Source organism: Streptomyces sp. JLSY215 (assembly GCF_059682825.1).
Genome location: NZ_CM185022.1, coordinates 4150261 through 4163698, shown reverse-complemented (window position 1 = coordinate 4163698; position 13438 = coordinate 4150261). Strand labels below are relative to the sequence as shown.

Annotated in this window: 11 protein-coding genes; 7 read left to right on the top strand and 4 right to left on the bottom strand. The window is 72.9% G+C overall.

Annotated elements, in window-relative coordinates:
- Positions 1 to 33 precede the first annotated feature (33 nt).
- Positions 34 to 1317, bottom strand: a complete 1284-nt coding sequence (locus tag AC5677_RS18575) for a PP2C family protein-serine/threonine phosphatase (RefSeq protein ID WP_497196127.1) — start codon at positions 1315 to 1317, stop codon at positions 34 to 36.
- Positions 1318 to 1495: 178 nt separating this feature from the next.
- Here AC5677_RS18575 and AC5677_RS18570 point away from each other — a divergent pair, with 178 nt between their 5' ends.
- Positions 1496 to 2437, top strand: a complete 942-nt coding sequence (locus AC5677_RS18570; RefSeq protein WP_497196126.1) for an NAD-dependent epimerase/dehydratase family protein — start codon at positions 1496 to 1498, stop codon at positions 2435 to 2437.
- Between the two features lie 25 nt (positions 2438 to 2462).
- Here AC5677_RS18570 and AC5677_RS18565 read toward each other — a convergent pair whose 3' ends face one another.
- Complete coding sequence (locus tag AC5677_RS18565) at positions 2463 to 3191, bottom strand: TetR/AcrR family transcriptional regulator (RefSeq protein ID WP_497196125.1); 729 nt, start codon at positions 3189 to 3191, stop codon at positions 2463 to 2465.
- A gap of 139 nt (positions 3192 to 3330) precedes the next feature.
- Here AC5677_RS18565 and AC5677_RS18560 point away from each other — a divergent pair, with 139 nt between their 5' ends.
- The 3 genes from AC5677_RS18560 to AC5677_RS18550 all read left to right on the top strand — a co-directional run bounded on the left by AC5677_RS18560 (position 3331) and on the right by AC5677_RS18550 (position 5414).
- Positions 3331 to 3717, top strand: a complete 387-nt coding sequence (locus AC5677_RS18560; RefSeq protein ID WP_497196124.1) for a hypothetical protein — start codon at positions 3331 to 3333, stop codon at positions 3715 to 3717.
- A 177-nt stretch (positions 3718 to 3894) separates the two neighbouring features.
- Positions 3895 to 5019 (top strand): urease accessory protein UreH domain-containing protein, encoded by a 1125-nt coding sequence (locus AC5677_RS18555; protein WP_497196123.1) that lies wholly within the window; start codon positions 3895 to 3897, stop codon positions 5017 to 5019.
- 128 nt (positions 5020 to 5147) lie between these two features.
- A complete protein-coding gene (locus AC5677_RS18550; RefSeq protein WP_497196122.1) occupies positions 5148 to 5414 on the top strand; it encodes a cation transporter in 267 nt (88 codons plus the stop codon).
- Between the two features lie 70 nt (positions 5415 to 5484).
- Here the strand turns inward: AC5677_RS18550 and AC5677_RS18545 are convergent, their stop codons facing one another.
- Positions 5485 to 6087, bottom strand: a complete 603-nt coding sequence (locus tag AC5677_RS18545; protein WP_497196121.1) for a PadR family transcriptional regulator — start codon at positions 6085 to 6087, stop codon at positions 5485 to 5487.
- 119 nt (positions 6088 to 6206) lie between these two features.
- Here AC5677_RS18545 and AC5677_RS18540 point away from each other — a divergent pair, with 119 nt between their 5' ends.
- Together AC5677_RS18540 and AC5677_RS18535 are read left to right on the top strand one after the other, a co-directional pair.
- Positions 6207 to 7415, top strand: a complete 1209-nt coding sequence (locus AC5677_RS18540; protein WP_497196120.1) for an FAD-dependent monooxygenase — start codon at positions 6207 to 6209, stop codon at positions 7413 to 7415.
- 146 nt (positions 7416 to 7561) lie between these two features.
- Complete coding sequence (locus tag AC5677_RS18535; protein WP_497196119.1) at positions 7562 to 8317, top strand: class I SAM-dependent methyltransferase; 756 nt, start codon at positions 7562 to 7564, stop codon at positions 8315 to 8317.
- Between the two features lie 35 nt (positions 8318 to 8352).
- On the opposite strand, the gene AC5677_RS18530 is transcribed toward AC5677_RS18535, so the two are convergent.
- Complete coding sequence (locus tag AC5677_RS18530) at positions 8353 to 12597, bottom strand: bifunctional nitrate reductase/sulfite reductase flavoprotein subunit alpha (protein WP_497196118.1); 4245 nt, start codon at positions 12595 to 12597, stop codon at positions 8353 to 8355.
- 267 nt (positions 12598 to 12864) lie between these two features.
- Here AC5677_RS18530 and AC5677_RS18525 point away from each other — a divergent pair, with 267 nt between their 5' ends.
- The gene (locus AC5677_RS18525) at positions 12865 to 13371 is read left to right on the top strand and encodes a hypothetical protein (protein WP_497196117.1); all 507 of its coding nucleotides are present in this window, start codon (positions 12865 to 12867) and stop codon (positions 13369 to 13371) included.
- Positions 13372 to 13438: the final 67 nt, after the last annotated feature.

The window sequence follows — 13438 nt, the reverse complement described above, 5'->3', positions numbered from 1 at the left end:
TCCGGTCCCGGGGCGGCCTCGGCGACGGCGGCGTCAGAGCCGGACGACGACGAAGGCGATGTCGTCGCCCGCCCCGCCGGTGACACCGAGGCGGGCCAGCAGGGCGTCGGCCAGGCGCTCCGGGCCGAGCCGGCTGTCCTTGCAGAGGGCATCGCCCAGTCGGGCCAGGCCGGCGTCGATGTCCTCGTCGCGGCGTTCGACGAGCCCGTCGGTGTAGAGCACGAGCGTGTCGCCGGGGTCGTAGGGCAGGCCGGCCTGGGGGCGCGGCGCCTGTTCGGGGCGGGTGCCGAGCGGCGGGTCGGTGGCCTGGTCCAGCCACTGGCAGGTGCCGTCGGGGTGCAGCAGTACCGGCGGCAGATGGCCGGCGCTGCTGTAGTCGATCCGGCGGCGGGCGGTGTCGATCACCGCCGTGACCGCGGTGGTGGCCATCGCCCCCTCGACCGAGCGCGCATACAGGTCCAGTACCTCCAGCGCCTTCGCGGATCCCTCGACCGCGCGGGCGGCGGCGCTCAGGGCGCTGTGGAGCATGCCCATGACGGCGGCGGCTTCCAGGCCGTGGCCGACGACGTCGCCGACCGCCACCGTGAAGCGGCCGTCCGGCAGATCGACCACGTCGTACCAGTCGCCGCACACGTTCAGCGAGCCGATGGCCGGCAGATAGCGCACGGCCACGTTCGCGTGCCGGGCCAGGTCCGGCGAGTGCAGCATCGCCTCCTGCAAGGTGATGGCGACCTGGCGTTCGCGGGCGTGCGCCTTGCGCAGTTCCTCGTTCAGCTGCTGCAGCGCCCGCGCCCGCGCGTACAGCTCGGCCTCCATGGCCTCCTCGCGCGCGCTCAGCTGCGCCCCCGGCGGCCGGGGGCGGCCGCGCCGGGAGCGGACGAAGGCGGTCACGTCCTCCAGCCGCAGCAGGATCCACGCCACCGATCCGTCCGGCCCCAGGACGGGGGTGTTGATGGGGGACCACCAGCGCTCCTCGAACTCCTCCGACCGGTGGGCGACGGGGATGTCGTACTTCTGCGGGGCCAGGGTGTCCCGCTCGCCGAAGGCCAGGACGCGGTTCAGCGAGGCGTTGAGGGTCTGCATCCCGTCGGAGTCGGGGTCCTCGGGATTGTCCGGGAAGGCGTCGAAGATGTGCTGCCCCACCAGCTCGCCGCCGGTGCGGCCGGTCGCCTCCAGGGCCGCCTCGTTGACGTCGACGATCACCAGGTCCGGGTCCAGCACGAGACAGGGACTCGGCGTGGCGGCGAACAGCGCCGCGTGATCGATCTCCGGTCTTGTCACAGGCGGCTCCCTGTCGGTCTCGCCGGCCCACCTCATCAATCTACGAGGTACCCGGCGCCCGCACGCGGCGCGACGCCGTCATCCGCCCGTATGCCCGAACGGTCCGGGCGCCCGTCCGGCGCACCCGGCAACCTTCGCGGGGCGCGGGCGGAGCGGCCGAACGGCCCCGGCCGACAACGGCGGGGCGGTGCCGCACTCGCGCTAGTGTGCGGGCGTGAGCCTTCATGTCGTCATAGGGTCCGGGCCCGCCGGGGCGGCCACCGCCCGGCTGCTGGCCGAACAGGGCCATTCGGTACGGGTCGTCACCAGGTCGGGCCGGAGCCCGGAGCCCGGCATCGAGCATGTCGCGCTGGACGCGACGGACCACGAGCGGCTGACCGAGGCCGTGCGGGGCGCGGCCGCGATCTACGGCTGTGCCGCACCGCCCTACCCGCGCTGGGCGCGCGACTGGCCGCCGCTGGCGTCGTCGGTCTGCGCGGCGGCGGAGGCGAGCGGGGCCGTCCTGGTCATGCTGGGCAACCTCTACGGCTACGGCCCGGTGGACGGTCCGCTGACCGAGGAGCTGCCGCTCGCCGCGACCGGCCCCAAGGGCCGGGTACGCGCCGCCGTGTGGGAGCAGGCGCGGACACTGCACGAACAGGGCCGTATCAGGGCGGTCGAGGTGCGGGCCTCGGACTTCTTCGGGCCGGGCGTGACCGACGGCGGGCATCTGGCCGCGCGGGTTCTGCCGCGGCTGCTGCGCGGCAAGCCGGTCTCCACGCTGGGGAATCCGGACGTCCCGCACAGCTGGAGCTATCTTCCCGACGTGGCCAGGGCGCTGGCCGAGGTCGCGGGCGAAGAACGCGCCTGGGGACGGGCCTGGCACGTCCCGACGGAGCCCGCGCGCTCCGTCCGGGAGATGGTCGAACGCCTCGCCGCCCGCGCGGAAACGGGGCCGGTCGCGGTGCGCGGGCTGTCGCCGGCCGTGCTGGGCGTCGCGGTGGTCTTCTCCCCGCTGATCCGCGAACTGAAGGAGATCCGCTACCAGTTCGACCGACCGTTCGTGGCCGATTCGCGCGCGTACGAAGCCGCCTTCGCGGTACGCGCCACCCCGGTCGACGAGCAGGTCACGGCGACGGTGGACTGGTGGCGCGAGCGACTGGCCACGACCGGGTGACGGCGGACGGGTCCAGGGCCTGTCCCTAGTCGGTGGCCTCGCCCACCGGCACCACGAGTCCGATGCTCTCGGCCGCCACGGCGATGGCGTAGTCGAAGAACGCGGACTCGTCCCGGACGCTGTCGTGGGTACGGCTGAAGACCTGGAAGACCAGGAGCCCGATCAGATTGCTCCACAGCACGATGCCGCGCTCGATGACGTCCGAGAACGGAGCCTCGGGCAGGCCGCCGAAGAGCTCCACGGCCTCCGGCAGCAGCAGCGGCGGACCGGGCACCGCCCGCCGGGGCGGGGTCAGTTCACCGGCCGCCAGCGCCGCACGCACGATGCCGGCCAGCACCGCGGGGGTGCGCGAGGCGGGCGGGACGGTGTCCTGCGGGGCGTGGTAGCCCGGCACGGGTGAGCCGTAGACCAGCGTGAACTCGGCGGGGTTGGCGAAGGACCACTGCCGCAGCGCGCGCGTCACGGCGAGGAGCCGCGCACCCGCCGACGCACGGTCGTCCGCGGCGGCCCGGTCGGCCCGCTCCATCGCCGCGCCGGACGCGTTGTAGGCGTCGATGAGCAGCGCGGTCAGCAGGTCGTCCCGATGCGGGAAGACGGCTTCGACGTCGCCGACGGCAAGCCCGCCGCCGGCGGCCACGGCCTCCGGGGTCAGCCCTGCGGCGCCCTGTTTCACCAGCAGTTGGCGCGCGGCGGCCTTGATGTCCGCCGTCCGCCCGGAATGCACATCGGCGGCGTTTGCCCCGGAAATATCCATGGCCAAACCGTACCTGTCGGTGACTGCGGGCGTCGGTGCATACGCGCGAGCGGGGGGAATCCGTCGTTGCGTGGAACGGCGCGCTCCCTCCCGGGAGTTGGCCACGGAGGGCGACGGGCCGTGGCCTAGCATGGCGCGCATGTCGCGCCGCCTGCCCACATCGCTCCGGACCTGGTTCGGGGCGTTGTTGGTGTGCGCGCTCTTCGTCTGCCTGTCGGGGATGGCGCGGCCCTTGACGGCGATGCCCGCACCGATGGAGAGGGCTCCTGTCGTCATGGCAGGCGGCCACCTCATGGCTCCCGAGGTGAGCGGGGCAGCCCCGCATCCGGCGCACTGCCCGATGGCCGAGCAGCGGTGCGAGGCGATGAAGGCGACCCTCGGGCAGGACACCCCGACGGGGCCGGTTCCCGCGCTCACCCCGCGGGCGACGGGCTGCCCGTTCCCGGCCGAATCGGCGCGGCCGCATGCCCCGCCGCGGACGGCGGCCCCTCCTGATCTGCACCGGTTGTGCGTTTCGCGGACGTGAGGGCGCGCTGCCCGTGAGGCCGTCGCCTCACGGGACACGCCGCATTCCTCACGTCCGCAGTGGCATGCCCGGACTTCCGTGGGCCCGGACTCCTCCAGGTCCTTCCACGGGCCCGGACTTCCCCACGCATGCCGTCGTCGCGGAACCACCGCAGAAGCAGAACAGGAGTAACGACGCATGCCGTCGTCCGTCGCTTTGTTGATCACCGGTGTGAGCACCGGTCTGTTCGCCGGTGGCGCCTCGTGTGCCGCCGTTCAAGGGGGGCTGCTGGCCGGCGCGGTGACCCGCCGCCGTACGCCCACCGCCCCGGCACCAAAACCCGGTCCGTCGGGCCCGGCGCGCTCGGCACACGTGGTCGCGCCGCTCGCGCCGGTGGGGGCGTTCCTGGCCGGGAAGCTGCTCTCCCATACCGTGCTCGGCGCGCTGCTGGGCGTCTTCGGCGATGCGTTGCAGCCCGGTCCGCGGGCCCAGGCGGTACTGCTGCTGGCCGCCGGCGCGCTCATGGTGCTGTTCGCGCTGGATCTGTTCGGGGTCAAGGCCGTGGGCAGGCTGGTGCCCCGGGCGCCGGCGTCCTTCGGCCGGCTGATGAGGCGCAGCGCCAAGGCCGATTCGGTGGCCGCTCCGGCGCTGATCGGTTTCGTCACGGTGCTGGTGCCGTGCGGGGTGACGCTGTCCATGGAGCTGCTGGCCGTCACCTCGGGGTCACCGGTGGCCGGCGCCGCGGTGCTGGCCGGGTTCGTGCTCGGCACGGCGCCGCTGTTCGCCGCGCTCGGCTACCTCTTCCGCCGGAGCGCCAAGGCGCTCTCCGGCCGGCTGGCCGCGCTGACCGGCGTGGTGGTGCTCAGCGTCGCCGTCTGGACGATGGCCTCCGCGTTGCAGGCGGGGGGCTGGGTCTCCTTCGAGGGCCGGGACGCACAGCAGCCGGCCGCGGCCGATGCGCCGTTCACCGTCGAGGGCGGTGACCAGGCCGATGGGCGGGCCGGTTCCGCGGGCCGGGGCGCGTCGGCGCCGGGCGCTCCGGTGCGTACGGACGCATCCGGCAGGCAGATCGTGACGGTGACGGTGACGGACGGCTACGCCCCTGCGCAGCTCACCGCGAAGGCCGGTGTGCCCACCACGCTGGTGCTGCACGGCCAGGGCGCCAACGGCTGCGCCCGAGCCTTCACCATTCCCGAGCTCGGCGTCCGGGAGATCGTCGGGCAGGACGGCGACACCAGGATCGACCTCGGCAGGCGACGGCCCGGCACCCTGCCCTTCTCGTGCGCCATGGGCATGAAGACCGGCGCCATCACCTTCACCTGAAGCCCTCACGGCGTGGAAGACGCCAAGAACCTGACGACCGTAACGGCCCCGAGGGCCGTGACGACCCCGAGGGCCGTAACGACCCCGAAAACCCTGGCGACCCCGAAAACCCTGAAGAGAAGGCAGAGATGAAGCTCTTCCCCCGTAAGAACAAGCCCGCGGCGCGAGCCGACGGCCCGCAGGTGAAGCTCGTCATCGAGGGCATGCACTGCACCAGCTGCGGCCTGCTGATCGACGACGCGCTGGAAGACCTGGCCGCGGTGCGCTCGGCGGCCACGGACGTCCGCGGCGGACGCAGCGTCGTCCGCCTGGAAGCGGGCGCCGGCGTGGACGGCGCCGCCCTCATCGCGGCGGTGGAAGCGGCGGGCGACTACACGGCGCGCATCGGGGACTGACGCGTCGGCCGGGACCGGCCGGGGGTGACCTCCCGGCCGGTCCCGGCCCTTCGGGCCGCGGCGGCACCCTTCACTCGGACGCCTCCTGGAATGCCGCGAGCATCTCCGGGGACCAGGTCAGGCTGCCGTCCCGCAGATCGCTGATCACCCCTTGCAGCCAGCGTTGCTCGGCGGCGAGGACGGCGAGCAGGTATTCGTTCTCGATCAGCGTGATCCGCGGCAGTCCGGTCGCGGCTTCGGCGGACTGGCGCTCCAGGTCGGCATGCTGCGCGAGGAGCCGCGCCGCCCGCCGTTCCAGGATCGGCGCCGCCTCGTCGGGGCTGAGCAGGAGCATGTTCGACAGCGCCGCCGGGAACGCGGGGAACTCCGCCTTGGGCGCCGCCAGCATCTGCTCCAGCCATTCGCGGGTGACCGCCCGGCCCTCGTCGGTGACCTCGTAGACGGTCCGCTCGGGGTACTGCTGGTCGCGCTCGGTCTGCCGGACCGCGATCAGCCCGCCGGCCTCCAGCCGCTCGATGGTGCGGTACAGCCCGGCCCGCTGGCCGACGTTGACGACCTGCTCCTTTCCCCACTGCTTGAGCAGGCGCTGGATGCCGTAGGGGTGCAGCGGCCGGTGGTGCAGCAGCGCCAGCACGGTCAGGCCGAGCGGTGAGCTCTTCACGGAGGCGGACATACCGGCATCGTAGTCAAGGCGGAATTAGTCGCATCCAGAGTAGTTGCAATAGGACTAGTGGCTTTGCAACTATGGCCGGGCGCCTGAACGGCGTATCCGCATGACCCACGGGAGGGGTTATGAGCGACAACGAAGGCCGCGGCTCCGGCGTACGGACGGCACTGGTCATCGGGGGCGGTGTGGCGGGCCCGGTCATGGCACTTGCGCTGCGCAAGGCGGGCATCACGGCGACGGTCCACGAGGCGTACCCCGCCGCGGCCGACGGCGTGGGGGCCTGGCTGGGGCTGGCGCCGAACGGCCAGGCGGCGCTGGCGACGGTCGGCGCCGACGCGGCGGTGCGGGCCGCCGGGCAGCCGGTGCCCGGCGTGGTGATGGCGGACGGCGCCGGCCATCACTTCGCCCGCTTCGGCGGTTTCCCCGGACTGCCGCCCACGGTGACGCTGCCGCGCGACCGGCTGTTCCGGGCGCTGACCGACCGGGCGACCGCCGCGGGCGTCCGCTTCGCGTACGGCAAGCGGCTGGTCGCCGCCGAGGAAACGCCCGACGGCGTCACCGCTCACTTCGCCGACGGGACCTCCGCCACCGCCGACATACTGATCGGCGCCGACGGCATCCGCTCCACCGTCCGCACCGTGATCGACCCGCACGCGCCCGGCCCCGAGTACGGCGGCGTGCTGAGCTTCGGCGGCTACGCGGCGGCGGGCGGCGCGGCCGGGGCCGAACCGGGCACCATGTACTTCGCGTTCGGCCGCGCCTTCATGGGCTGCTGGCAGGGCCCGGACGGGCGGATGATCTGGTTCGCCGGACTGCCCACGGACACCCCGCCGAGCCCGGCCGACCTGGCGCGGGTTCCCGCCGCCGAGTGGCTGAGCAGGCTGCGTGACCTGTACGCCGGTCATGACCCGGGCGAGCGGCTGTTGCGGCACACCGGCCCCGACGAGCTGATGGTGGTCGGGCGGATGGAGCGCATGCCGCCCGTGCCGCACTGGTACCGCGGCCGGATGGTGCTGGTCGGGGACGCGGTGCACGCCCCGTCCTCCAGCTCCGGGCAGGGGGCCTCGCTCGCCGTCGAGAGCGCGGTCGAACTGGCCCGCTGCCTGCGCGATCTGCCCACGTACGGCGAGGCGTTCGCCGCCTACGAGGCCCTGCGCCGCCCGCGTGTGGAGGCGATCGGCCGCAACGCCGCAGCCGTCAACAAAGTCAAGGCCGGCAAGTCCGACGCCCCCGCGTCGGCCTTCCCGAGCCCCGAGGACATGTTCCGCCCGCTCCACTTCCACCGGATCGACTGGGCGGAGAAGGTGCACGCGGTGCAGTCGCAGCCCCGGTAGGTCCGCCCGCTTGGAGTGGCCTCCAGGTGCACAGGTACGCCCTATTTGGGGGATTACCCCAAGCATTTGCCAGTTGATTTACCGATCGGCATTGCAGATGCAGTATGGGAGGGTGCGGTTGCCGGGCGGCTGAGGGGGCGGAGACGGTGGGCGGTGTCGCGGAGGCTCTGAGGGAACGGAGCGGCGGCGGTTCGGGCCACCGCCGTCCGGACCCCCGTATTGCCCAGATCGTCGCGGACGCGCTGGGCGGTGCCCGTACGGTCATCAACGTGGGCGCCGGCTCCGGGTCCTACGAGTCGGCGGCGCCGGCGGTGACGGCGGTGGAGCCGTCCGAGGCGATGCGTGCGCGGCGCGCGGCGGGCCTGTCCCGGGCGGTGAACGCGGTGGCGGAGAGCCTGCCGTTCGGGGACGGGGCGTTCGACGCGGCGATGACGGTGTTCAGCGTCCATCAGTGGAGCGATGTGGCGGCCGGCCTGCGCGAGATGCGGAGGGTGGCCCGCGGCCCGGTGGTCGTGCTGACCTGTGACCCGTTGCTGGTGCGGGAGTTCTGGCTGTACGAGTACGCGCCCGAGGTGCTCGACACCGAGGCCCGCCGCTACCCGTCGGTCGAGAAGCTGGCCGCCTCGCTCGGCGCGGCCGGCCATGTGCAGTCCGTGCCGATCCCGTGGGACTGCACGGACGGCTTCAACGAGGCGTACTACGGGCGCCCCGAGATGCTGCTGGATCCGGCGGCCCGGCAGGCGTGTTCCGCCTGGAGTTTCGTCGACGACCGCGTGCGCGAGCGGTTCACCACGCGGCTGCGTGCCGACCTGGATTCCGGCCGGTGGGACGAACGCTTCGGCCATCTGCGCAGCCAGGCGTGCTACGAGGGCTCGCTCGTCATCGTGCGCGCCACACCGTAAGGGAGTTCCCGCACGGACCGGCGGCGCGTCCGCGGTCAGTACACGTCGCGGACATAGCGTTTGTCGGCGGCCAGGCGCCGGACGTAGGCGGCTGCCTCGTCGTCGGCCAGGCCGCCGTGGGTGGCGACGATGTCCTTGAGGGCCTGGTCGACGTCCTTGGCCATGCGGCCCGCGTCGCCGCAGACGTAGAAGTGGGCGCCGTCCTGGAGCCACTGCCACAGCCGGGCGCCGCTTTCGCGCATCCGGTCCTGGACGTAGACCTTGTTGCGCTGGTCGCGGGAGAAGGCCAGGTCGAGGCGGTCGAGGTGGCCGGACGAGCGGTACGCCTCCAGCTCCTGGCGGTGGTAGAAGTCGGTGGCCTGGCGCTGTTCGCCGAAGAAGAGCCAGTTGGGGCCGGTGTGGCCGCGGGCCCGGCGGTCCTCGAGGAAGCCGATGAAGGGCGCCACGCCGGTGCCGGGACCCACCATGATCATGGGGGTGGCGGAGTCGGCGGGCGGGCGGAAGTGCGGGGCGCGCTGGACGAAGACCTGGACCGGGCCGTCGTCCGCGCGGTCGGCGAGGTACGTCGAGCACACGCCCTTGCGGTCGCGGCCGAGGTCGTTGGTGTAGCGGACGACGGAGACGGTGAGGCGGACCTCGCTGGGGTGGGCGAGCGGGCTGGAGGAGATGGAGTACAGCCGCGGCTGAAGGCGCTTGAGGGCACCGGCCCAGGCGGCCGCGGAGGCGCGGAGCGGGAACGCACCGATGACATCGGCGGCCTGCCGGCCCCAGCTCCACTTCGCCAGGGCGTCCTTGTTGTCGGGCCGCAGCAGTCGCTTCAGGTCGTGGCTGCCGGTGTGTTCGGCCACGAACTTCAGCAGGCCGGTGGTGATGCGGGCGATGTCCAGCCGGGTGCGCAACGCCTCTTCGAGGGGGAGGCGGGTGCTGTCGCCGAGGTCGCCGAGGTCGCCGAGGTCGCCGAGGTCGACGGGCTCATCGGGGTCGAGGCCGGTGAGGGCCAGCCATTCGGCGACGAGTCCGGCGTCGTTGGCCGGCCAGACGCCGAGGGCGTCACCGGCGTCGTAGGCGAGTTCGCCGTCGCGGGTGTCGAAGGCGAACTGCCGTACCTCCTTCTGCGAACCGGGCAGGCTCAGCAGCCGGTTGCCGACGAGGAGGGTGGCGAAGGGCGACGCCTTGCCGTGGCCGGCGGGCGCGGGGGACGGCGGCGGGGAGGGGGCGGCCGGTGGGGTCGCGGCGGTGGTCGTACGGGCTCCGCGGGTGGGCACGGGGTGCCGGTCGTCGGCCGTGGCCAGGGCGGCGACGACCCGGCCGAGCCACCGTTCGGCGGCCTCTTCGTAGTCGGGTTCGCAGTCGGTGCGGGCGAGGAGGCGGGTCGCGCCGAGTTCGTCGAGCCGCTGGTCGAGGCGGCGGCCGTGGCCGCAGAAGTCGTCGTAGCCGGAGTCGCCGAAGGCGAGGACCGCATAGCGGACACCCGCCAGCCGCCCGGCGTCCGGGGCGGACAGGGCCTGCCAGAAGCCGGCGCCGTTGTCGGGGGCGTCGCCGTCGCCGAAGGTGCTGGTGACGATCAGCAGATCGGTGGCGGTGTCGCCGGCGAGGAGGGCCGCGGCGGCGTCCGTCATGGGCAGGAGTTCGGGGGTGCGGCCCGCCTCGGCGAGGTGCCCGGCGGCGGTGGCGGCGAACTCCTCGGCGTTGCCGGTCTGGGACGCCCAGAGGATGACCAGGCGGCGGGCCGGTACGGCCGTCCCGGCGGCCGGCGCGGTCGGCCGCGCGGGCACCGGAGCGGGCGCGTCGGTACGGGAGAACATGCCGGCGAGGACGCCGTCGACCCACAGGGCGTGGTCCGGGTCGAAGGGGGCGTCCGGCGGCAGCACCGGGACGCGCCCGTCGGGCGGGGTGTGGGCGAGACCTGAGAGATAGCCGGAGAGGTAGCGGCGCTCCGGCTCGGCCAGCGGCGCGGGGGCCAGGCCGTCAAGGCCGAACAGCTCAGAGAGCGCGGAGAGCGCGGTGAGCGCGGGGGCGCCGGAGTCCGCCGGGGCGGTGGCGCCCGCCGCGGCGGTCTCGGGTCGTATGCGCGGGCGCGATGCCGGGACCGGGGCGGCGGTCCTGGCGAGGGTGACGGCGCAGACCTTGAACTCGGGCTGGAAGGAGATCGGGTCGATGGCGTCGTGGGTGACGGCGTTGATGCTGAGGTACTCGCCGAACAGGTCGTTCCAGTGGATGGGCGCGAAGCAGGTGCCCGGCCGGACCCGGTCGGTGACCACGGCGGGCAGGACGGCCCGGCCGCGGCGGGAGGCGACCTCCAGATGGTCGCCCGCCGAGACGCCGAGCGCGGCGGCGTCGTCCGGGTGGACCTCGACGAAGGGGCCGGGGTTGAGCTTGGTGAGCTTGGCGACCTTGCCGGTCTTGGTCATCGTGTGCCACTGGTGCTGGAGGCGGCCGGTGTTGAGGACGAACGGGTAGTCGTCATCGGGGAGTTCGGCGGCCGGCAGATGCGGGCGGGCGAAGAACCGCGCGCGTCCGCTCGGGGTCGGGAAGGCCAGGCGGGGGCGGCTGCCGTCGGCGCGTTCCCGCAGCGTCTGGCTGACGCCGTCGTTGAGGTAGCGGATCGGGTTGCGGTCCGGGCCGTCGGCGCTCGGCGCCGGCCACTGCACCGGAGTGGTGCGCAGCCGTTCGTAGGTCACCCCGCGCAGGTCCCAGCCGGTCCCCGGGTTCCAGGCCCGCTTGAGCTCCTCGAACACCTCCTCGGAGGAGGCGTAGCCGAAGGCGTCGGCGAAGCCCATCGCGCAGGCCACCCGGGCTATCAACTGCCAGTCGGGCAGGGCCTGTCCGGGCGGGTCGACGACGCCCGGGGCGAGGGTGAGGTTCCGCTCGGAGTTGACCAGGACGCCGTCGGACTCCGCCCACAGGGTCGCGGGCAGGACCACATCGGCGTAGGCGTTGGTCTCGGTCTCCACGAACACGTCCTGGGTGATGACGAGTTCGGCGGCCTCCAGACCGGCGATGACGGTCCTGCGGTTGGCGACGGAGGCGACCGGATTGGTGCAGATGATCCAGCACGCCTTGATGTCACCGGCGGCCATCCGCTCGAACATCTCGACGGTGCCGCGCCCGACCTCGGTGCGCAGGGAGCCCTCGGGGATGTTCCACAGGTCCTCGACGAAGGCCCGCTCGGTGTCGACGAGCACCGAGCGCTGGCCGGGCAGGCCGGGCCCCATGTAGCCCATCTCGCGCCCGCCCATGGCGTTCGGCTGGCCGGTCAGCGAGAAGGGACCGGAGCCCGGACGGCAGATGGCGCCGGTGGCGAGGTGCAGGTTGACCAGGGCGTTGGTGTTCCAGGTGCCGTGGGTGGACTGGTTCAGGCCCATGGTCCAGCAGCTCATCCACTCGCCGGCCTCGCCGATCCACTGCGCCGCCTGCCGGATGTCCCGCTCGGCGAGGCCGGTGATCTCGGCGACCCGGTCGGGCGGGTAGTCGGCGAGGAAGGCGGGCATCTCCTCCCACCCCTCGGTGGCGTCGGCGATGAACTCCTCGTCGGTGTGCCCGTTCGCGACCAGCAGGTGCAGCAGCCCGTTGAGCAGGGCGAGGTCGGTACCGGGCCTGATCTGCAGGAAGAGGTCGGCCTTGTCGGCCGTGGCGGTGCGCCGCGGGTCGACGACGATCAGCTTGGCGCCCGCCGCCTTCACCCGGTCCATCATGCGCAGGAAGAGGATCGGATGGCAGTCGGCCATGTTGGAGCCGATGACGAAGAACGCGTCCGCGCCGTCGAAGTCCTGGTAGGAGCCGGGCGGGCCGTCCGCGCCCAGCGACAGCTTGTAGCCGGAGCCCGCGGAGGCCATGCACAGCCGGGAGTTCGACTCGATCTGATGGGTGCGCACAAAGCCCTTGGCCAGCTTGTTGGCCAGGTACTGAGCCTCCAGGGACATCTGCCCGGACACGTAGAAGGACAGCGCGTCGGGCCCGTGCTCGTCCAGGATCGCCCGCAGGCGGCCCGCGACCGCCGCGATGGCCTCGTCCACATCGGCCTCGGCCGGCCGGCCGCCGCGCTCGGCGCGCATCAGCGCCCGCTCCATGCGTCCGGGCGCGGCCATCATGTCCGCGCTCGTCGCACCCTTGGTGCACAGGCGGCCGAAGTTGGTGGGGTGGGCCTTGTCCCCGGAGGCCTTCGCGGCCCGGCGCCGGCCGTCCGCCGGATCCCGTGTCACGTCGAGCAGGACCCCGCAGCCGACCCCGCAGTACGAACAGGCCGTGCGGACGCTGCCGTCGTTCGAGCCAGCTGACACCGAAACTCCACTCCGCGGCGTGTCTACCCTCCTGAACCGGACCACCCCATCAGCGCAGGGAGCCCAGGGACAGCACCGTAGGAAGAGCGAATTTCGGGTCCGTCACGCGCTGGGAACGCGCGGGGTTACACCCCGCGCACGCGGCACCTCGGGCAGATGTGAGGTGATCGCGCCGGTACCCGCCGCCGGTGGCCGGCGGCGGGCCGTCGATTCCCACGCGCGCGGCCACCGCACGACGACACATCCAGCGATTCCGGAGTGAGGAACATGACCTTTCGCTTTTCTTTTTCCCCGCCCTCGGCGGGAGACAGGACCGGAGACGCGGAATACGAACCCCTGGAGGACGAGGAAGATTATGAATGCCTCGTCATGCGAGCGTGTGACGTTCTCCGTGCGACCGATGCGGAATTCCACATCGGAGGATTCGGTCACCCGGACTGGAAGTTCGATATCGGGTACGACATGTCGACGGTGCTGGAGCAGCTCCCCGAGCTGATCGCCGGGCTCCGCTCCGGGACCCCCGCCCATCTGGATCTCTACTCCCAGGGCGTGGAGCGCACATTGTCGTTCGTGCCGGATGCCGAGCTCGTCAGGGTCACCTGCGTATCGCATACGTCCTGGATTCCGGAACCCGATGAGGAAGTGTGCGACAGACGAGAATTGCTGGAGATGTCGGTGCGGCTCGCCATCGGCTTTTCGCAAGCCGTGGAGGTGTGGGTCCCGCATATTGCCCGCCTGGCGCCCTTCGCGGAGTGGCGGCGCGGCGATGTCTGATCCGATCCGTGCGGAGGCAGTGCGTAACGCAACGGAGCCGGCCGCAGGCGCCCTGTCCGCCGGCCGT